The following is a 19,848-nucleotide window of genomic DNA, read 5'->3' on the forward strand; positions in this document are numbered from 1 at the left end:
CCCGGGGAGACAACAGCATGTTCGGCATCACCGATCCCGCCACCTACCTGATCGGCACGATTTTCATCGTGCTGCTGCCAGGCCCCAACTCACTGTACGTGCTGTCGGTCGCCGCATCGCGCGGCATTCGCGCCGGCTATCAGGGGGCGCTGGGCGTGTTCGTTGGCGATGCCGTGCTGATGACGCTGGCCGCGACCGGCATGGCAGCGGTGCTGAAAGCCTATCCGGTGCTGTTCTGGGGGCTGAAATACGTCGGTGCCGGCTATCTGGCCTGGCTCGGCTGCAACATGCTGCGCGCCGCGTGGCGCGCCTGGCGGCAGGCCGGCAGGCCCGCCGCGCCGATCGCGCCGCCGGCCGCCGCCGTGCAGGGCGGGCAGCCGTTCCGCAAGGCGCTGGTCATCAGCCTGCTGAACCCGAAAGCCATCCTGTTCTTCCTGTCGTTCTTCATCCAGTTCGTTGATCCGGCCTATCCGCATCCGGCCGTCACCTTCCTGGCGCTGGCGGCCATCCTGCAGGCATGCAGTTTCACTTACCTGACCGTGCTGATCCTGGCCGGCAGCCGGCTGGCGGACGCGTTCCGTCGCCGGCAGCGGCTGGCATCCGGCGTGGTCGGCGGTGTCGGTGTCATGTTCCTCGGCTTCAGTGCCAAGCTCGCCACGGCGAGCATCCATTAAGATTTCTACAGATTCAGCGGAAGCAGCCATGCCCAAACGTACCGACATAAAGAGCATCCTGATCATCGGCGCCGGCCCGATCGTGATCGGCCAGGCGTGCGAATTCGACTATTCCGGCGCCCAGGCGTGCAAGGCACTGCGCGAAGAAGGCTACAGGGTCATCCTGGTCAATTCGAACCCGGCCACGATCATGACCGACCCGAACATGGCCGACGTCACCTATATCGAGCCGATCACCTGGCAGATGGTGGCCAAGATCATCGACAAGGAACGTCCTGACGCCGTGCTGCCGACCATGGGCGGCCAGACCGCGCTGAACTGCGCGCTCGAACTGGCCCGCCACGGCGTGCTGGAACAGTTCAATGTCGAACTGATCGGCGCCTCGGTCGAGGCCATCGACAAGGCGGAAGACCGCGACAAGTTCAAGCTGGCGATGCAGAAGATCGGCCTCGAGTGCTCGCGCTCCCGCGTCGCCCACAGCATGGACGAAGCGCTGGAAATCCAGGCCGGACTCGGCTTCCCGACCATTATCCGCCCGTCGTTCACCATGGGCGGCTCCGGTGGCGGCATCGCCTACAACCGCGAAGAATTCCTGACCATCTGCGAGCGCGGCTTCGAGGCCAGCCCGACCCACGAGCTGCTGATCGAAGAATCCATGCTCGGCTGGAAAGAATACGAGATGGAAGTCGTGCGCGACCGCGCCGACAACTGCATCATCATCTGCTCGATCGAGAACCTCGACCCGATGGGGGTGCATACCGGTGACTCGATTACCGTTGCCCCGGCGCAGACGCTGACCGACAAGGAATACCAGATCATGCGCAACGCGTCGCTCGCGGTGCTGCGCGAGATCGGCGTCGATACCGGCGGTTCCAACGTGCAGTTTGCCGTCGAGCCGGAAACCGGCCGCCTGATCGTGATCGAAATGAACCCGCGCGTCAGCCGCTCGTCGGCGCTGGCGTCGAAGGCGACCGGCTTCCCGATCGCCAAGGTGGCGGCCAAACTGGCGGTCGGCTACACGCTGGACGAGCTGAAAAACGACATCACCGGTGGCGCGACCCCGGCCTCGTTCGAACCGTCCATCGACTACGTGGTCACCAAGATTCCGCGTTTCGCCTTCGAGAAGTTCCCGATGGCGAACGACCGCCTGACCACGCAGATGAAGTCGGTCGGCGAAGTGATGGCCATCGGCCGTTCGATCCAGGAATCACTGCACAAGGCGCTGCGCGGCCTGGAAACCGGCCTGGCCGGCTTCGACCCGCAGACCACTGACCTGGACACCATCCGTGCCGAAATGGGCGCGCCGGGCCCGAACCGGCTGCTGTACGTCGCGGATGCCTTCCGTGCCGGCCTGTCGGTCGACGAGGTGTACGGCATCAGCCGCATCGATCCGTGGTTCCTGGTGCAGATCGAGGATCTGATCCGCGATGAACAGCAACTGGCCGGCCGCACGCTCGGCACGCTGGATGCCGGCGCAATGCGCGCGCTGAAGCGCAAGGGCTTCTCCGACCGCCGCCTGGCGGCGCTGTTCGGCGTCGACCAGAGCGTGGTGCGCCAGCACCGCTGGGCGCTGGGCGTCCGTCCGGTCTACAAGCGGGTCGACACCTGCGCGGCCGAGTTCGCCACCAGCACCGCCTACATGTACTCGAGCTACGAGGAAGAGTGCGAAGCGCGGCCGACGTCGCGGCGCAAGGTGATGGTGCTCGGCGGCGGCCCGAACCGTATCGGCCAGGGCATCGAGTTCGATTACTGCTGCGTGCATGCGGCGCTGAGCCTGCGCGAATCCGGCTTCGAGACCATCATGGTCAACTGCAACCCGGAAACGGTGTCCACCGACTACGATACGTCGGACCGGCTGTACTTCGAGCCGCTGACGCTCGAGGACGTGCTGGAAGTGGTCAATGTCGAGCAGCCGTGGGGCGTGATCGTCCAGTACGGTGGCCAGACGCCGCTGAAGCTGGCGCGCGCGCTGGAAGCCAACGGCGTACCGATCATCGGCACCTCGCCGGACATGATCGACGCCGCCGAAGACCGCGAGCGCTTCCAGAAACTGTTGCAGGACCTCGGTCTGAAGCAGCCGGCCAACCGCACTGCGCGCAATCCGCAGGACGCGCTGCGGCTGGCGGCCGAGATCGGCTATCCGCTGGTGGTGCGCCCGAGCTACGTGCTGGGCGGCCGGGCGATGGAAATCGTCCACGAACAGGCCGACCTCGAACGCTACATGCGTGAAGCAGTCAAGGTATCGAACGACAGCCCGGTGCTGCTCGACCGCTTCCTGAACGACGCGATCGAAGTCGACGTGGACGCGATCGGCGACGGCAAGGACGTGGTGATCGGCGGCATCATGCAGCACATCGAGCAGGCCGGGGTGCACTCCGGCGACTCGGCGTGCTCGCTGCCGCCGTACAGCCTGTTCCCGGCGCTGCAGGACGAGATCCGCCGCCAGACCGTGGCCATGGCCAGGGCGCTGAACGTGGTCGGGCTGATGAACGTGCAGTTCGCGATCCAGGGCGATACCATCTTCGTGCTGGAAGTGAACCCGCGCGCCTCGCGGACCGTGCCGTTCGTGTCCAAGGTGACCGGCCGGGATCTGGCCAAGGTGGCCGCGCGCTGCATGGCCGGCATCACGCTGGCCGAGCAGGGCATCACCGGCGAAGTGGTGCCGCCGTACACCGCGGTCAAGGAGGCGGTGTTCCCGTTCATCAAGTTCCCGGGCGTCGACACCATCCTCGGGCCGGAAATGAAGTCCACCGGTGAAGTGATGGGGGTCGGCCGCAACTTTGCCGAAGCCTTCGTCAAGGCGCAGATGGGGGCCGGCGACCGCCTGCCGACATCGGGCAAGGTGTTCATCTCGGTCCGCAACGGCGACAAGCACGGCATCGTCGACGTGGCGCGCGAACTGCAGCGGGCCGGCTTCGGCCTGTGCGCGACGCGCGGCACGGCCAGGGTGCTGGCCGACGCCGGCATGGGTGTGCAGCGGGTCAACAAGGTGACCGAGGGTCGTCCGCACGTGGTCGACATGATCAAGAATGGTGAAATCGCCATGGTGATCAACACCGTGGAAGAAAAGCGCCAGTCCATCATCGACAGCCAGTCGATCCGTTCCAGTGCCCTGCAGGGCCGGGTGCCGTTCTATACCACGCTGGCCGGTGCGCGCGCCGTGGCGCATGGCCTCAGCGAGAGCCAGGCGCTGGACGTCTATCCGCTGCAGGATCTGCACACCCAGTTGAAGGGCTGAATCGGCCGCAATGACGATGACGTTGGCAAACGCTTGGATTGACCGGCGTTTGCCGCTAGAATCGTCGGCAACCGATTGAATCGAGAGAAGCCGCCGTCCCCGTGACGGCGGCTTGCATTTTATGTCGCGACCGTCGCACCGCGGGTGCCGGACGGACGAGAAGGAGGATGAGTGAAATGATCAAAGTGCCGTTGACCAAGTTTGGCGCCGAGCAGCTCCGGAACGAACTGCAGAACCTGAAGTCCGTGGCCCGTCCGGAAGTGATCGCCGCCATCGCCGAGGCGCGCAGCCACGGCGACCTGTCGGAAAACGCCGAATACGACGCCGCCAAGGAACGCCAGGGCTTTATCGAGGGCCGGATCGCCGACCTGGAAAGCAAGCTGTCCAACGCGCAGGTCATCGACCCGGCGCAGCTCGATGCCGATGGCCGCATCGTGTTCGGCGCCACCGTGCAGCTGGTCGACCTGGAAAGCGATGACCAGGTCACCTACCAGATCGTCGGCGACGACGAAGCCGACATCAAACTGGGCAAGGTCTCGGTGAATTCGCCGATCTCGCGTGCCCTGATCGGCAAGGAAGCCGGCGACGTGGCCGAAGTGGTCGCGCCGGGCGGCATCCGCGAATACGAAGTGCTCGACGTCAAATACCTCTGACGTCCTGATCCTGGCCGCAAGCGGAGGGATGGCGATGGATGGAACACTGGACTGGCTGCGCCGCGTGGCGCAGACCCTGTGGATCGGCGGCATCTGGGCCATTGGCCTGATCGTGGCGCCGGTGCTGTTCACGCGCCTGGAGCGCGGAGCGGCCGGAGCGATCACCTGGCATGTGCTGGGGGTGATGGGCTGGATCGGCCTGGTCTGCGGCCTGGTGCTGCTGATCGACTGGCTGTGGCGGCAGGGGCTGGCCGGCATGCGTGACGGCGGCTTCTGGCTGATTGTCGGCATGCTTGCCTGCACGCTGGTCAACCATTTCGCCATTGCGCCGATCCTGGTCGGAGTCAAGGCCAGCGCGGCCAGTGCCGCGACCGGCATGTTCGGCGGCGGCTTTGGCACCTGGCAGGCGATTTCCAGCCTGCTGCTGCTGGTGCAGAGCCTGATGGGGCTGCTTTTTGTGACCCGGCACGGCTGAGCTGTCCCGTTTCTAAGCAAATCTAAGCAAAATAAAAGGCGCAGCGGTTAGGCTGCGCCTTCGGATTGCGGCATGGCTCAGGCCGGACGGCAGTCAGCGGCCGCGGGGCTTTTTTGCCGCCGGCAGCACGATGCGCTGTTTGTCCGACGGACGGTAGACCACCAGCAGCTTGCCGATGACCTGGACCGGCGCGGCATCGAGATCGTCACAGATCTGTTCGTAAATGGCGAGACGGGCTTCGCGCTCATCGCCGAGTACGCGGATCTTGATCAGCTCGTGCGCGTCGAGGTTGATGGCGATCTCGCGGACCACGGCGTCGGTCAACCCGTTGTTGCCGATCATCACGACCGGGTTCAGGTTGTGGGCCAGACCCTTGAGATGCTGGCGTTGTTCCGGCGTCAGTTCGATTTTCATATTCTGCAAATTGCGGTTTCAAAAGGTGATTTTACGGTATGGCCCGATCCAAGACCAGTGCGGCCTGGCTACACGAGCATGTCAACGATCACTGGGTCCATCAGGCCCAGAAGGATGGCTACCGTTCGCGTGCCGCCTACAAGCTGCTGGAGATCAATGAAAAGGACAAGCTGCTCAGGCAGGGGATGACAGTGGCCGACCTCGGCAGCGCGCCGGGAAGCTGGTCCCAGGTCGCGGCCCGCATCGTCGGCGATCACGGACGGATCTTTGCGCTGGATATCCTCGAAATGGCGGCGATTCCTGGCGTAGACTTCATCCAGGGCGACTTTCGCGAGGACGAGGTGCTGGCACGCTTCGAGGCGTTGCTGGACGGACGTCCGCTTGATCTTGTGATTTCCGATATCGCCCCCAACATCACGGGGATGAGTGCGACCGACCAGGCCCGCTCCGCGTATCTGTGCGAACTGGCGCTGGAATTTGCCCGGCAGCATCTGAAACCGGGTGGTCATTTCCTCGTCAAAGTCTTCCAGGGCAGCGAATTCAATGCTTACCTGGCAGAAATGAGAAGCAGCTTTACCCAGGTTGTGTCCCGCAAGCCAAAAGCGTCGCGGGACCGATCGACAGAAATATACCTATTGGGCAAGGGTTTGCGCTGACAGGCCACTAGCTCATGATTACAATCGAATCATCTTTGCTTTGAAAGCTGGCGTGCGCCCAGTGGCGTAAAGGAGCCTTCACTTGAACAACATCGGCAAGAACATCGCCATCTGGGTGATCATCGGTCTGGTGCTGATGACTGTGTTCAATCAGTTCAGCAAGCGTCAGGACACGCAGAACCTGGTCGAATATTCGCAGTTCATCAGTGACCTGGAGTCGGGGCGCGTGCAGAGCGTGACCATCGAAGGCCATCCGCTGCGCGGACAATGGCTGAAAGGCAAGTTCACCGGCGGCGGCGCGTTCACCACCTACGCGCCGTACGACCCGAAACTGGTCGACGACCTGATCAAGAACAACGTCCGCTTCCAGGCCAAGCCGGATGAGGAACCGTCGATGCTGATGAATATCTTCATCAGCTGGTTCCCGATGCTGCTGCTGATCGGCGTCTGGGTCTTCTTCATGCGCCAGATGCAGGGCGGCGGTCGGGGCGGCGCGTTCAGCTTCGGCAAGAGCCGCGCCAAGATGCTCGACCAGGACACCAACACCATCACCTTCGCCGATGTCGCCGGTTGCGACGAGGCCAAGGAAGAGGTGAAGGAAATTGTCGACTACCTGCGCGACCCGAGTCGCTACCAGAGCCTCGGCGGCCGCGTGCCGCGCGGCATCCTGCTGGCAGGCAGCCCGGGTACCGGCAAGACGCTGCTGGCCAAGGCCATCGCCGGCGAAGCCAAGGTGCCGTTCTTCTCGATCTCGGGTTCCGACTTCGTCGAAATGTTCGTCGGTGTCGGTGCGGCGCGCGTTCGCGACATGTTCGAGAACGCCAAGAAGAATTCGCCGTGCATCATCTTCATCGATGAAATCGACGCGGTCGGTCGCCAGCGTGGCGCCGGCCTCGGCGGTGGCAACGACGAACGCGAACAGACGCTTAACCAGTTGCTGGTGGAGATGGACGGTTTCGACACCAACTCGACCGTCATCGTCATCGCCGCCACCAACCGGCCGGACGTGCTGGACCCGGCGCTGCAACGCCCGGGCCGCTTCGACCGCCAGGTGGTGGTGCCGCTGCCGGACATCCGCGGCCGCGAACAGATCCTGAACGTGCACATGCGCAAGGTGCCGATCGCCAACGACGTGGCGCCGGACATCATTGCCCGCGGCACACCGGGTTTCTCCGGCGCCGACCTGGCCAACCTGGTCAACGAGGCCGCGCTGTTTGCCGCGCGTCGCAACAAGCGACTGGTGGACATGGAAGACTTCGAATCCGCCAAGGACAAGATCATGATGGGCGCCGAGCGCCGCAGCATGGTCATGACCGACGAGGAAAAGAAGAACACCGCGTACCACGAGTCCGGTCACGCCGTGGTGGCCAAGCTGCTGCCGAAGTCCGACCCGGTGCACAAGGTCACCATCATCCCGCGCGGTCGCGCGCTGGGCGTGACCATGCAGCTGCCGGAGCAGGACCGCTTTGCCTACGACCGTGGCTACCTGATGGACCGGATTGCCATCCTGTTCGGGGGCCGGATCGCCGAAGAGCTGTTCATGAACCAGATGACCACCGGCGCCAGCAACGACTTCGAGCGTGCAACGCAGATGGCGCGCGACATGGTGACCCGCTACGGCATGTCCGATGCACTGGGCCCGATGGTCTATGGCGACAACGAGGGTGAAGTGTTCCTCGGCCGCTCGGTGACCACGCACAAGAACATGTCCGAAGACACGATGCGCAAGGTCGACCAGGAAATCCGCCGCATCATCGACGAGCAGTATGCGCTGGCGCGCCGGCTGCTCGACGAGAACCGCGACAAGGTCGAGGCGATGACTGCGGCGCTGCTGGAATGGGAAACCATCGACGCCGAGCAGATCAACGACATCATGGACGGCAAGCCGCCGCGGCCGCCGAAGCCGACCGCCAGTGTCGGCGGCAGCAGCCCGACGCCGCCGGCCGGCCCGACCCCGGCGCCGAGTTCCACGCCGGCACAGGAAATCTAGTCCTGACGGGCTGCCCGGTTTGAGACCGGGTACGAAATTCAGTGGATAATGACGCGACAGCCTGGCTGTCGCGTTTTCATTTAGCCTTTCCCTACTGCCTATGAATACTCTGCACTGCGGCCGCTTCACGCTGTCGCTCGAACGTCCGCTGGTGATGGGCATCGTCAATGTCACACCGGATTCCTTTTCCGACGGCGGTCGCCATGCGCTTCCGGACCAGGCGCTTGACCATGCACTGAAGCTGGTGCGCGACGGCGCCGACATCCTCGACATCGGGGGCGAATCGACCCGGCCGGATGCGGCGCCGGTAACGGTCCAGCAGGAAATGGACCGGGTGCTGCCACTGCTGGAACGGCTGCGCGACATCGGCGTGCCGCTGTCGCTGGATACGCGGCACACGGTGGTGATGCAGGCCGGGCTCGCGATCGGTGTCGATCTGATCAACGATGTGGCGGCGCTGGAGGACGACGGCGCCGTGGCGCTGCTGGCCGGCAGCGACGCCGCAGTGTGCCTGATGCACAAGCAGGGCGAGCCGCAGAACATGCAGCACGATCCGTCCTATCAGCGCGACGTGGTCGACGAAGTGCAGGCCTACCTGACTGAACGGGTCGCCGTCTGCATCGCTGCCGGCATCGGCCGCGAGCGGCTGCTGGTCGACCCGGGCTTCGGTTTCGGCAAGACCGTCGACCACAACTATGCGCTGCTGGCACATCTGGACCGCTTTGCGACCATCGCGCCGGTTCTGGCCGGGCTGTCGCGCAAGACCATGCTCGGTGCGGTCACCGGCATTGCCGAGCCCGCGGCACGGGTCAGTGCCAGCGTGGCCGGGGCGCTGATCGCCGCCGGGCGTGGCGCGGCCATTCTGCGCGTGCACGACGTGCGCGAAACCTGCGAAGCGCTGGCGGTCTGGCGCGCGACCCGGGCCGCCGGCTAGGTCGTTTCCTACTTTCCCTTACCCCCCGTGCGGCCAGCCCGCATCCGGAGAAACTCATGGCGCAACGCAAGTATTTCGGTACCGATGGTGTTCGCGGCGAAGTCGGCAAGCACCCGATCAGCCCCGATTTCGTACTCAAGCTCGGCTATGCGGCCGGGCGGGTACTGGTCAAGGCCGACAGCCCGCATCCGACCGTGCTGATCGGCAAGGACACGCGGGTCTCCGGCTATATGCTCGAAGCCGCACTGCAGGCCGGGTTTACGGCGGCCGGGGTCAATGTCCGGCTGACCGGCCCGCTGCCGACGCCGGGCATCGCCTACCTGACCCGGGCCTTGCGCCTGGATGCCGGCGTGGTGATCTCGGCATCGCACAACCCGTATTCGGACAACGGCATCAAGTTCTTCGCCGCTGGTGGCAACAAGCTCGACGATGCGCTGGAAGCCGAAATCGAAGCGCTGATCGATGCACCGATGGACACCAAACCGTCGCGGGAACTGGGCCGCGCCAAGCGCATCGACACGGCTGCCGACCGCTATATCGAATTCTGCAAGAGCACGTTCCCGAACGAGTTCGACCTGCGCGGGCTGCGCATCGTGGTTGACTGCGCACACGGCGCGACCTATCACATCGCGCCGTCGGTATTCCACGAACTCGGCGCCCAGGTCATCGCCACCGGCGCCGCCCCGAACGGCTTCAATATCAACGACGGCTGCGGTGCGACCCACCCGCGCCATCTGCAGGCCGCCGTACTGCAGCACGACGCCGATATCGGCGTGGCGCTGGACGGTGACGGCGACCGGCTGATCATGGTCGACAATGCCGGCCGCGTGTATGACGGCGACCAGCTGATCTACGTGATCGCACGGGCGCGGATGCAGCGCGGCGAACTGCAGGGCAGCGGCGTGGTCGGCACGGTGATGACCAACCTCGGCATGGAACTGGCGCTGCAGAACCGCGGCATCGAGTTCGCCCGCTCCAGGGTCGGTGACCGCTATGTGCTGGAAATGCTGAAGGCGCGCGGCTGGCTGCTCGGCGGCGAAGCCAGCGGCCATATCCTGTGCCTGGACAAACACTCGACCGGCGACGGCATCGTGTCGGCGCTGCAGGTGTTCGCTGCGATGAAAACGCTGGATGCGTCGCTGGAGACCATCTGCCGTGACTGGCAGCCGTTCCCGCAGACCATGATCAATGTCCGGGTGCAGAAGGGGACCGACTGGAAGCCGGCGACCGTGGCGCCGATGGCGGCAGCCGAACAGGCGCTGGCCGGACGCGGCCGGGTCGTGCTGCGGCCGAGCGGCACCGAACCGGTCGTCCGGGTGATGGTCGAGGCCGATGATGCCGAGCTGGCCGCCCGCTGGGCGCGCGAGATCGCGAACGCCATCGAAACCGCCGCCCACAGCGCCGCTTAAGGTCCCCGGGCGTATACTTTCGTTGCCATGCGAACCGGATATGACCGTATTCGAAAACACCTGGTTCTGGATCCTGCTCATCGGCGCCAAGCTGGTCCTGACGCTGTGCACGATGATCCGTTTACTGAAAAAAAACTGAGGAAAGCGTAATGACCCCGATCGATCGCCCGTTCCCGGCCTGGCGCGCGCGCCGCATGCGCCGCGACGATTTCTCCCGTCGCCTGATGCGGGAAAACGTGCTGACTGCCAATGACCTGATCTACCCGGTCTTCGTGCTGGACGGCCAGAATCGCGAACAGGCTGTCGAATCGATGCCTGGCGTCAAGCGCCAGAGCCTGGACCTGCTGCTGCGCACGGCAGAAGAGGCTGTGTCGCTCGGCGTACCGGCGCTGGCGCTGTTCCCGGTCATCGAGGACGGCAAGTCGCTGGATGGTGCCGAGGCCTACAACCCGGACGGGCTGGTGCCGCGCGTCGTGCGCGCGCTGAAGCGCGAGTTCCCGCAGCTGGGCATCATCACCGATGGCGCGCTCGACCCGTACACCACCCATGGCCAGGACGGCGTGATCGACGAAAACGGCTACGTGATCAATGACGTGACCACCGAAGTGCTGGTTCGCCAGGCACTGTGCCATGCCGCGGCCGGCGTCGACGTGGTCGCGCCGTCCGACATGATGGACGGCCGCATTGGCGCGATGCGCCAGGCGCTGGAGGCCGAAGGCCATATCCACGTCCGCATCATGAGTTATGCCGCCAAGTACGCTTCGTGTTTCTATGGCCCGTTCCGCGACGCGGTGGGCTCGTCGGCAAACCTGGGACGCGCCGACAAGAAGACCTACCAGATGGACCCGGCCAACAGCGACGAGGCCCTGCAGGAAGTGGCTGCCGATCTGGCCGAAGGTGCCGATATGGTCATGGTCAAGCCGGGCATGCCGTATCTGGATGTCATTCGCCGGGTCAAGGACCAGTTCGGCGTGCCGACGTTCGCCTACCAGGTATCGGGCGAGTACGCGATGCTGCAGGCGGCGATCCTCAACGGCTGGCTCGATCGTGACAAGAGCATCATGGAGAGTCTGCTGGCCTTCAAGCGTGCCGGTGCCGACGGCATCCTGACCTATTACGCGCTGGACGCCGCGCGCCTGATCAAGGCCGGAAATCACTGATCGCCGTGCGGGCGATCAGTGCAGGCTGACACTCCGGAACGCCGCTGGCTGAAGGCCGGCGGCGACCCGGAGTGACGTACGTGGACGCAATCAGAACAGCATGTCCTTGGTCACGCCCTTGCGCCGCAGGATGCGGCGCAGGCTTTCCAGCCCTTCGATCTGGATCTGGCGCACCCGTTCCCGGGTCAGGTTCAGGCTTTCGGCCAGTTCCTCCAGCGTGCAGATCTCGTAGCCGTTCAGCCCGTAGCGGCGCTCGATGACCATGCGCTGCTTGTCGGTCAGCTGCTTCAGCCATGCCCGCACGTAGCGGGTGACCTGATTGCTGTGCAGCTGGACGTCAGGCTCTTCGTGCTGCTCGTCCGGAATCGACTCGCCGATGGTCAGCATCGGGTCGATGTCCAGCGGCGCATCCAGTGATGCCATGCGCTCGTTCAGGCTCATCACCCGGCGCACCTCGTCCGGCGACTTGCCGACCATGTGGGCAATTTCTTCCACGGTCGGCTCGCGGCCGATCTGGCTCTCCAGATGGCGCGAGGCACGCAGGTAGACGTTGAGCTCCTTGATCACATGGACCGGCAGGCGAATGGTTCGCGACTGGTTCATGATCGCGCGCTCGATCGACTGGCGAATCCACCACGTCGCATAGGTCGAGAAGCGGAAGCCCCGCTCGGGGTCGAATTTCTCCAGCGCATGCATCAAACCGATATTGCCTTCCTCGATCAGATCGAGCAGGGCCATGCCGCGGTTGATGTAATGCTTGGCGATATTCACCACCAGGCGCAGGTTGTGCTCGATCATGCGCTGTCGCGCCTCGAAGTCGCCCTGTACCACGCGGCGGGCAAGCGCACGCTCCTGATCCGGCGTCAGTAACGCGTTATTGCCGATGTCGTTGAGGTAGATCTGCGTGACATCGGCGATCTCCTCGTAGGCGGGGGTACTGGCTTCTTCTTCGTCCGCATCGCTGGCTTCTTCTTGTGCTTCCGCGATGTCGTCCAGGTTTTCTTCCAGGCGGTCGGTTTCGTTGCTGTCCATGCGTTTCCCCTCATTTGGCCACGCAGTCCGGAGTCGGTCAGTCTCCAGCTACTAGCGTTTGGCCAGATAGTTTTCGGGGTCTACGGGCTTGCCGTAGCGGCGAATCTCGAAGTGGAGCTTCACCTGGTCGGCGTCCGTATTCCCCATTTCGGCGATCTTCTGCCCTTTCTTCACGGCTTGGCCTTCCTTCACCGACAGCGCGCTGTTGTGCGCGTAGGCGGAGAGGAAGGTCTTGTTGTGCTTGATGATGACGAGCTTGCCATAGCCGCGCAGTCCGCTGCCGCTGTAGACAACCTTGCCGTCGGCCGCAGCGACGATGGTCTGTCCGCTCTTGCCGGTAATATCCAGTCCCTTGCTGGTCGCGTTGTAGCGGCCAGCGATCTTGCCATCGGTCGGCCACAGCCAGCCGCCGGCCACCTGTTCATCGCCCGCTGCCGCTGCCGGGGCGGGCGTCGTGGCTGCCGCCGGCTTGTCGGCCGCCTTGTGTTCTTCCGGCGCCGTTCTGGCCGGTGCACTGGCGACAGCCGCCGCGCCATTGCCGTTCTGGCCTTCACTCAACTGTGCCAGCCGGGTGGCGGCATTGTCGCCATACGGCAGCTTGATCGCCTTCGGGTACTGCCTGGACTCGCCATTGCCGCTGCTGATGGGGGCTGACGACGCGCTGGCGGTCTCTGCCGGCACCTCGGCCGCTGCCGTTGCTGCCGGCGTGTGCGGGGTCGGGCTGGCCCCCTGTTCGGAGGCACGCAATTTCAGTACCTGGCCGACCTTGATGTCGGCCGGATTGCCAATGCCGTTCAGTTCGGCCAGTTCGCGGTAGCCGAGGCCATTGTTCAATGCAATCCGGAACAGGTTGTCACCGGGCTTGACCGTATAGGACTCCGGCACGTCGGCGGCGTTCGCTGCCGGGGCGGAGATTGTCGACGTGCGGCTGCCGCCGATCGGTGCAATGCGCTCGGCCGGCTTGACCGCGTAGACATCCGAGCTGCCGGCGCCGGTATCCGGGGCCGGGGCCGGCGCGCTGGTGGTCGCCGCGCGGCCGCCGTACTGGACGACCGGTGCGGCGGGCTGCGTCATCGACGAGCAGGCTGCCAGCAGCGTGACACTGCCGATAATCAATGCAATTCGTTTCAAAATAGGGTGTGCGCCGTGCATAGAATCTTTTGGGCTGATACGTGTAAGGGCGAATTGGGCAAATGTCCAGCACTAAATCGGGATTCAGCAATGGCGGCTTTTCCCGTGCCGGTGCATTCTGCCGGACCGTTCGCGGCGGGTGGGAGGCTCAGGACTTGCCTGGCAGCAGCGGGACGAACTTGACCGCGTCGTAGCGGGTCCGGTTGACCCCGTGTGCGGTCTTGTCGACCACCCACAGATACTGTTCCTGCTCGTTGCCGATCGGCAAGACCATCCGGCCGCCGGGGGCAAGCTGGTTGATCAGTTCCTCGGACAGCGCCGGTGCGGCGGCGGCCATCAGGATGCTGTCGAACGGTGCGGCCTCGATCAGACCGAGCCGGCCATCACTGTGCACCAACCGGGGTGTGACCAGCTTAACGGTGCGCAAGTTCATTCTGGCGCGATCGAGCAGGGCACCAATCCGTTCGACCGAGTAGACCTCGCGGATCAGCCGGGCCAGGACGGCGGTCTGGTAACCGCAGCCGGTACCGATTTCCAGTACCTTTTGCGGCTGGCGACCGTCGGCAAGCAGCAGCTCGCTCATGCGCGCCACGGTCCATGGCTGGGAAATGGTCTGGCCGTGACCGAGCGGCAGCGACGTGTCGTCGTAGGCGCGCGACGACAGCGCCGGATCGACGAAGACGTGGCGGGGAATCTCGTACATGGCCGCCAGCACGCGTTCGTCACGGATGCCGTTCTCGCGCAGGCGGTCGATCATGCGCCGGCGGGTGCGCTCGGAAGTCATGCCGTAGCCCCCGCCCGGGGCGAGGCTCAGCGGGTCAGCCATTGGGTCAGTCCGGGAAGTTGGCGATGCGAGGTCAGATCGATGGACAGCGGCGTGACCGACACATGGCCGTTCTTCACCGCGTGGAAATCAGTGTCCGGACCGGCATCCTGCGCCGGGCCGACCGCGCCGACCCAGTACACGGTGTCGCCGCGCGGATTCACGCTCCTGACCACCGGCTCGGCATGGTGGCGGCGGCCGAGGCGGGTGATCTTCATGCCCTTCAGTGCCGAATACGGCAGGTCGGGCACATTGACATTCAGCAGCGTCGGCTCGGACAGCGGCTGTTCGATCAGCCGCTCGACCAGATCAAGGGTCACGCGGGCAGCCGTGTCCAGCCAGGCGCCGGGCTTGCTGACCAGCGACACCGCGATCGACGGCACGCCGAGCAGGAAACCTTCGGTCGCCGCGGCGACCGTGCCGGAGTACACGGTATCGTCGCCCATGTTGGCACCGTGGTTGATGCCGGAAATCACCATGTCGGGAATGCTGTCGAGCATGCCGGTGACCGCCAGGTGCACACAGTCGGTCGGCGTGCCGTTGACGAAGTAAAAACCGTTGGGGGCACGCCGCAGGGACAGCGGACGGTCCAGTGTCAGCGAGTTGCTGGCCCCGCTCCTGTCCCGTTCCGGCGCGACCACGGTCACGTCGCCATACGGGCGCAACGCCGCCGCCAGTGCCTCGATACCGGGTGCAAAGTAGCCGTCGTCATTGCTGAGCAGGAATTTCATGCGGAACCTCGAATTGAACTTGCCCGATTGTAACCGTCCCGGCCGGCAAGAGAACCCCCGCTGCAGCTATTGATGGCGCGGGGCCGGCCCCGGTTCCGCGCCACCATGACCTGTATCAGGCGCGGTAGCGCTGCTGGCTGAATTCGAGCATGCGTTCGATCGGCAGACGGGCGGCATCCATCTGTGCCGGCGTCAGGTAATCGATGACCGTGCCGGCGCCCGCCTGCGCGCGGCGCACGGCGTCAACCGTGTTCAGTTTCATGTACGGACAGGAGTTGCACTGACAGCCGGTATAGATCGGCGCCTGGCGCAGGTCCAGATCGGGGCGCGCCTGATGCATGTTGTACAGAATGCCGTCCTCGGTGGCGACGAACAGCACGGCGGACGGGTCGCCGGCGTAATCCCTGACCCAGTTCAGCATGCCGGAGGTCGAGCCGATGTAGTCGGCGCGCTTGAGCACCGGCAGCGGGCTTTCCGGGTGGGCGATCAGGAAGCGGGTGCCCTTGCCGTCGATGGCGGCAAACGCCTCGTCGAGCGCCGCTTCGTTGAACTTGTCGTGCACCTCGCACACCGCACTCCACAGCGGCATGTCGTAGCCGTACTGGAAGTTCAGGTAGGCGCCCATATTGCGGTCCGGCGAGAAAATGACCTTTTTGCCCTGGCTGTACAGGTCGGCGATGATGTCGTCGACGTTGCGGCTGGTGACGATCCAGTCGGACAGCGCCTTGTGCTCGGCCGACGAGTTGATGTACGACACGTGCACGTGGTCCGGGTAGCGCGCGCGCCAGGCCGCCAGGGCACCGACATCGGTCTGGGTGACCAGCGAACAGGTCGAGCCGCTGTCCGGCAGGATCACGGTCGCGCCGGGGTTCAGGATCTTGGCGGTTTCGGCCATGAAGCGGACACCGGCGAACACGATGATGTCGGCTTCGGCGTCACGGGCGTACAGCGACAGCTCCAGGCTGTCGCCGACCTTGTCCGCCATCTGCTGGACTTCGGGCTGGGTGTAATAGTGTGCCAGCGTGACAACGCGGGTCATGGTGCTACTCTCCGGCCGGCGCAGGCGCCGGCAGCTAGTGAATCGAATGCAGAAGTCAGACCGTCTGGCCGGGCGGACGTTCGCCGCCAGCGCCCATGCACGGCCGTCCGGACGGACAAAACCGGAAAACATTATCAAAAAAACCACAGCGCTGCAGCCCATATGCATGAACGGGCGCCGGACAATTGACGGCGCGCAAGCGCTGTCAGGCCATATTGCAGTAATGATGCTCTGGCATGATGTCGCGGCGGCTGGCATTGTGCATGTTCGTCATCCGTCCGGATACCGGGGCCCAGGCCCTGTCCGGACGCGGCGAGTGTTGGACAAACAGGCAGGCCGCCACACTCACGATCCTTTCAATCAGCCGGGCAGGCGCCCGACGCCACTGAAACTGTTGAGCCCCATAACGCAAGTCCGCCTATCAGGATCACCATGAAGCCGCACTACCTCACGCCACTGCTCTCTCCCAAACACATTGCCGTCATCGGGGCCAGCGAAACGCCGGGTTCGGTGGGGCAGGCGGTATTCACAAACCTGATGGCCGGCGGGTTCAAGGGCAAGCTGTATCCGGTCAACCTCAACCACCGCGTGGTCGGCGGCATGGCCGCCGTCAGTTCGGTGCGCTCGATAGAGGGACCGGTCGACCTGGCCGTGGTGACCACGGCGGTGCGCAGCTGGCCGGGCATCATGAAGGACTGTGGCAAGAAAGGCGTCAAGGCGGTGCTGCTGGCCAAGGAGTTCGCCGACGCCGACCCGCTGTCCAGCGAAGTGATGCAGGAGGCGGTGTCGATTGCCCGCCATTACGGCATCCGTGTGCTCGGCCCGAACATGCTCGGTCTGATGCGGCCGGTCATCGGCCTGAACGCCAGCAACTATTCCGGACGTGTCCGCAGCGGCAACCTGGCGCTGGTGTCGCATTCGTCGGCGCTGTGCGCGGCAATGCTCGACTGGGCCGACGCCAAGGGCATCGGCTTTACCAGCGTGATCTCGATGGGCGACAGCGTCGACCTCGACTTCGGTGAAATCCTCGATTATCTGGTGGTGGACCCGCAGACCCAGGGCATCCTGCTGCACGTCCATCACCTGCATGACGCCCGCCGCTTCATGAGCGCGCTGCGCATGGCCGCGCGTACCAAGCCGGTGGTGGTCATCAAGTCGCGGCGCGACGATGCGCCGCTGACCGGCGTCACCCATTCCAGCCATCTGGTCGCCAGCGAGGATGTCTATGACATCGCACTGGAGCGGGCCGGCGTGCTGCGGGTCAACACCATCGCCCAGCTGTTCACCGCCGCGCGGGTGCTGGCGGCCAATTACCGGGTGCAGGGTGGCCGGCTGGCCATCGTGACCAACGGCATCGGGCCGGGGATTCTCGCCGCCGACAGCGCGCGCGCCAATCATGTCGAACTGGCCACGCTGTCCGAGGACACCATCAAGCTGCTGAACGATGTGCTGCCGGTCAACTGGTCGCGGCGCAATCCGGTCGACATCATCGGTGACGCCAGCCCGGCCCGCTACCGCACGGCGGTCAAGGCCTGTCTGGACGACCCCGGCGTCGACGGCGTGCTGACCATCCTGACACCGCAGATCGGTACCGATCACTTTGCCACCGCCCAGCTGATGGTCGGACTGCAGAAAGAAATCCACAAGCCGCTGTTCCTGTGCTGGCTCGGCGACACCAAGGTGGCAGAAAGCCGTGCGCTGTTCGTGCAGAACCGCATCGTGCACTTCCACGCGCCGGAGTTCGCCGTCGAGGTGTTCCGCGCGCTGGCGACCTTCCACCGCAACCAGCAGCTGCTGATGCAGACGCCGGGGCCGCTCGAATACGTGGCACAAGTACCGACCCACCCGAACCGGGCGCGCAAGATCATCCAGGAAGCGCTGGCCGAAGGCCGCACCGTGCTGTCCGAACAGCAGTCGAAAGCGGTGCTGGCCGCGTTCAACATTCCGGTCAACGAGGCGCGGCTGGCACATGACTCCGACGAGGCCGTCGCCCATGCGCAGGCGCTCGGCTATCCGGTGGTGCTGAAGATCGACTCGCTGGACATCATCTACAAGTCCGATGTCGGCGGCGTGGAGCTGAACCTGCGCACCGAAGCGGCCGTGCGGGCGATGTTCGATGCCATCCTGCAGCGTGCGCGGCTGAACCGGCCGGATGCGGTCATCAACGGCATTCTGGTCCAGCCGATGACCCGCCCGCGCTATGGCCGCGAACTGATGATTGGCGTGACCCACGACGAGTCGTTCGGTCCGGTGGTGACCTTCGGCATGGGTGGCATTGCCGTCGAGGTGCTGGACGACACCAGCCTGGCGCTGCCGCCGCTGAACGACTACCTGGTGCGGCAGATGATTGCGCGCACCCGGGTGTCGAAAATCCTCGGCGCGTTCAAGAACATGCCGCCGATCGACATGATGGCACTGACCCAGGTGCTGCTGCGCGTTTCGGAAATGGTCTGCGAGCTGCCCGAGCTGTACGAAATGGACGTCAATCCGCTGATTGCCGACGAGAACGGCGTGATCGCGCTCGATGCGCGGGTCGTGGTGCGCAAGGCCAAGCGCGCGCGCCGCTACTCGCACATGTCGGTGATGCCGTATCCGAGCGACCGCGTCCACAGCGCCAAGCTCAACGACGGCACCATCGTCACCATCCGCCCGATGCGGCCGGAAGATGCCGAGATGCAGCAGACCTTCGTGCGCGGGCTGTCGGAGGAGAGCCGCTACAACCGCTACATGTCGAGCATCAAGCAGCTGTCGCAGCAGCTGCTGGTCCGCTTCACCCAGCTCGACTACGACCGCGAGCTGGCCTTCGTCATGATGCGTGAAGTCGAGGGGCGCGAAGTCGAGCAACTGGCGGTATCGCGCTACTTTACCGAGTCGGACAACGAGACCTGCGAGTTCGCGCTGGTGGTTGGCGATGCATGGCAGGGGCGCGGGATCGGGCCGATCATGATGCAGGCGATTTTCTCCGCGGCGCACGAGCAGGGCCTCAAGAGCATGTATGGCGAAGTGCTTGCCAGCAACAAGGGCATGCTGAAGCTGATGCACAAGCTGGGCTTCAAGATCGAGCCGCATCCCGAGGATCGTGCCCTGACCCTGTGCACGGTCCAGCTGGACGAGGCCAGCAAGGCCAAAGCCACCGCTTGACGACACGTACGTCTTCTGCTTGCCTCTGAGCGGAAAAACCCAGTAAAATCCGCTGTTTCACGTTCACCCGGTTTTTTAGAAAGAGGCAACTCAATGGTTGTGATTCGTCTTGCCCGTGGCGGTGCCAAAGACCGTCCGTTTTACAATGTGGTCGTTACCGACTCGCGTAATCGCCGCGACGGCCGTTTCATCGAGCGCGTGGGTTTCTACAACCCGGTCGCGACCGAAGGCACCGAACGCGTGCGTCTGAACCTGGACCGTCTGAACCACTGGACCAGCGTCGGCGCCCAAGTGAGCGATGCTGTCGCCAAGCTGCTCCAGCAACAAAAGGCTGCCTGATTCAGGCAA

The 19,848-nt window shown here is 64.5% G+C and carries 17 protein-coding genes; 11 read left to right on the top strand and 6 right to left on the bottom strand.

The genetic code is table 11. The features are described from left to right. Positions 1–17: 17 nt before the first annotated feature. The 4 genes from leuE (at position 18) to ACYVG8_RS15300 (ending at position 5,040) form a co-directional block, all read left to right on the top strand. Positions 18–674 carry a leucine efflux protein LeuE gene (leuE, locus tag ACYVG8_RS15285; protein ID WP_107888835.1) on the top strand — a complete coding sequence of 219 codons (657 nt, stop codon included), beginning with the start codon at positions 18–20 and terminating at the stop codon, positions 672–674. 28 nt (positions 675–702) lie between these two features. After that, positions 703–3,912 carry a carbamoyl-phosphate synthase large subunit gene (gene carB, locus ACYVG8_RS15290; protein WP_028498139.1) on the top strand — a complete coding sequence of 1,070 codons (3,210 nt, stop codon included), beginning with the start codon at positions 703–705 and terminating at the stop codon, positions 3,910–3,912. A 176-nt stretch (positions 3,913–4,088) separates the two neighbouring features. Then, positions 4,089–4,565 (top strand): transcription elongation factor GreA, encoded by a 477-nt coding sequence (greA, locus tag ACYVG8_RS15295; protein ID WP_028498138.1) that lies wholly within the window; start codon positions 4,089–4,091, stop codon positions 4,563–4,565. 34 nt (positions 4,566–4,599) lie between these two features. Continuing rightward, positions 4,600–5,040 carry a DUF4149 domain-containing protein gene (locus ACYVG8_RS15300; protein WP_051528645.1) on the top strand — a complete coding sequence of 147 codons (441 nt, stop codon included), beginning with the start codon at positions 4,600–4,602 and terminating at the stop codon, positions 5,038–5,040. Positions 5,041–5,133: 93 nt separating this feature from the next. Here the strand turns inward: ACYVG8_RS15300 and yhbY are convergent, their stop codons facing one another. After that, entirely contained in the window at positions 5,134–5,454 is a 321-nt protein-coding gene (gene yhbY / locus ACYVG8_RS15305; RefSeq protein ID WP_028498136.1) for a ribosome assembly RNA-binding protein YhbY, read from the bottom strand. 38 nt (positions 5,455–5,492) lie between these two features. On the opposite strand from yhbY, the gene ACYVG8_RS15310 reads away from it, so the two are divergent. From ACYVG8_RS15310 to hemB, 5 genes are all read left to right on the top strand, one after another. After that, positions 5,493–6,110 carry an RlmE family RNA methyltransferase gene (locus ACYVG8_RS15310; RefSeq protein ID WP_107888833.1) on the top strand — a complete coding sequence of 206 codons (618 nt, stop codon included), beginning with the start codon at positions 5,493–5,495 and terminating at the stop codon, positions 6,108–6,110. Between the two features lie 82 nt (positions 6,111–6,192). After that, on the top strand, positions 6,193–8,100 hold the full coding sequence (gene ftsH, locus ACYVG8_RS15315; RefSeq protein WP_028498134.1) for an ATP-dependent zinc metalloprotease FtsH: 1,908 nt from the start codon (positions 6,193–6,195) through the stop codon (positions 8,098–8,100). A 100-nt stretch (positions 8,101–8,200) separates the two neighbouring features. Next, the gene (gene folP, locus ACYVG8_RS15320; RefSeq protein WP_107888832.1) at positions 8,201–9,034 is read left to right on the top strand and encodes a dihydropteroate synthase; all 834 of its coding nucleotides are present in this window, start codon (positions 8,201–8,203) and stop codon (positions 9,032–9,034) included. A gap of 56 nt (positions 9,035–9,090) precedes the next feature. Further along, on the top strand, positions 9,091–10,443 hold the full coding sequence (gene glmM, locus ACYVG8_RS15325; protein WP_028498132.1) for a phosphoglucosamine mutase: 1,353 nt from the start codon (positions 9,091–9,093) through the stop codon (positions 10,441–10,443). A gap of 149 nt (positions 10,444–10,592) precedes the next feature. Then, a complete protein-coding gene (gene hemB / locus ACYVG8_RS15330; protein WP_107888831.1) occupies positions 10,593–11,603 on the top strand; it encodes a porphobilinogen synthase in 1,011 nt (336 codons plus the stop codon). Positions 11,604–11,693: 90 nt separating this feature from the next. On the opposite strand, the gene rpoS is transcribed toward hemB, so the two are convergent. From rpoS to nadA, 5 genes are all read right to left on the bottom strand, one after another. After that, the gene (gene rpoS, locus ACYVG8_RS15335) at positions 11,694–12,635 is read right to left on the bottom strand and encodes an RNA polymerase sigma factor RpoS (RefSeq protein WP_028498130.1); all 942 of its coding nucleotides are present in this window, start codon (positions 12,633–12,635) and stop codon (positions 11,694–11,696) included. Positions 12,636–12,686: 51 nt separating this feature from the next. Continuing rightward, positions 12,687–13,751: a peptidoglycan DD-metalloendopeptidase family protein gene (locus ACYVG8_RS15340; protein WP_460746218.1), complete on the bottom strand. Its 1,065-nt coding sequence runs from the start codon at positions 13,749–13,751 to the stop codon at positions 12,687–12,689. A gap of 163 nt (positions 13,752–13,914) precedes the next feature. Continuing rightward, a complete protein-coding gene (locus ACYVG8_RS15345) occupies positions 13,915–14,592 on the bottom strand; it encodes a protein-L-isoaspartate(D-aspartate) O-methyltransferase (protein WP_028498128.1) in 678 nt (225 codons plus the stop codon). Next, on the bottom strand, positions 14,577–15,320 hold the full coding sequence (surE, locus tag ACYVG8_RS15350; protein ID WP_028498127.1) for a 5'/3'-nucleotidase SurE: 744 nt from the start codon (positions 15,318–15,320) through the stop codon (positions 14,577–14,579). Before surE ends, ACYVG8_RS15345 begins: the two co-directional genes overlap by 16 nt. 115 nt (positions 15,321–15,435) lie before the next feature. Further along, positions 15,436–16,359 (bottom strand): quinolinate synthase NadA, encoded by a 924-nt coding sequence (gene nadA, locus ACYVG8_RS15355; protein ID WP_028498126.1) that lies wholly within the window; start codon positions 16,357–16,359, stop codon positions 15,436–15,438. Between the two features lie 432 nt (positions 16,360–16,791). Here nadA and ACYVG8_RS15360 point away from each other — a divergent pair, with 432 nt between their 5' ends. Together ACYVG8_RS15360 and rpsP are read left to right on the top strand one after the other, a co-directional pair. Beyond that, positions 16,792–19,500: a bifunctional acetate--CoA ligase family protein/GNAT family N-acetyltransferase gene (locus tag ACYVG8_RS15360; protein ID WP_028498125.1), complete on the top strand. Its 2,709-nt coding sequence runs from the start codon at positions 16,792–16,794 to the stop codon at positions 19,498–19,500. Positions 19,501–19,593: 93 nt separating this feature from the next. Then, a complete protein-coding gene (gene rpsP / locus ACYVG8_RS15365) occupies positions 19,594–19,839 on the top strand; it encodes a 30S ribosomal protein S16 (protein ID WP_028498124.1) in 246 nt (81 codons plus the stop codon). The last annotated feature ends 9 nt before the right edge of the window (positions 19,840–19,848 follow it).

The organism is Microvirgula curvata (assembly GCF_054781615.1).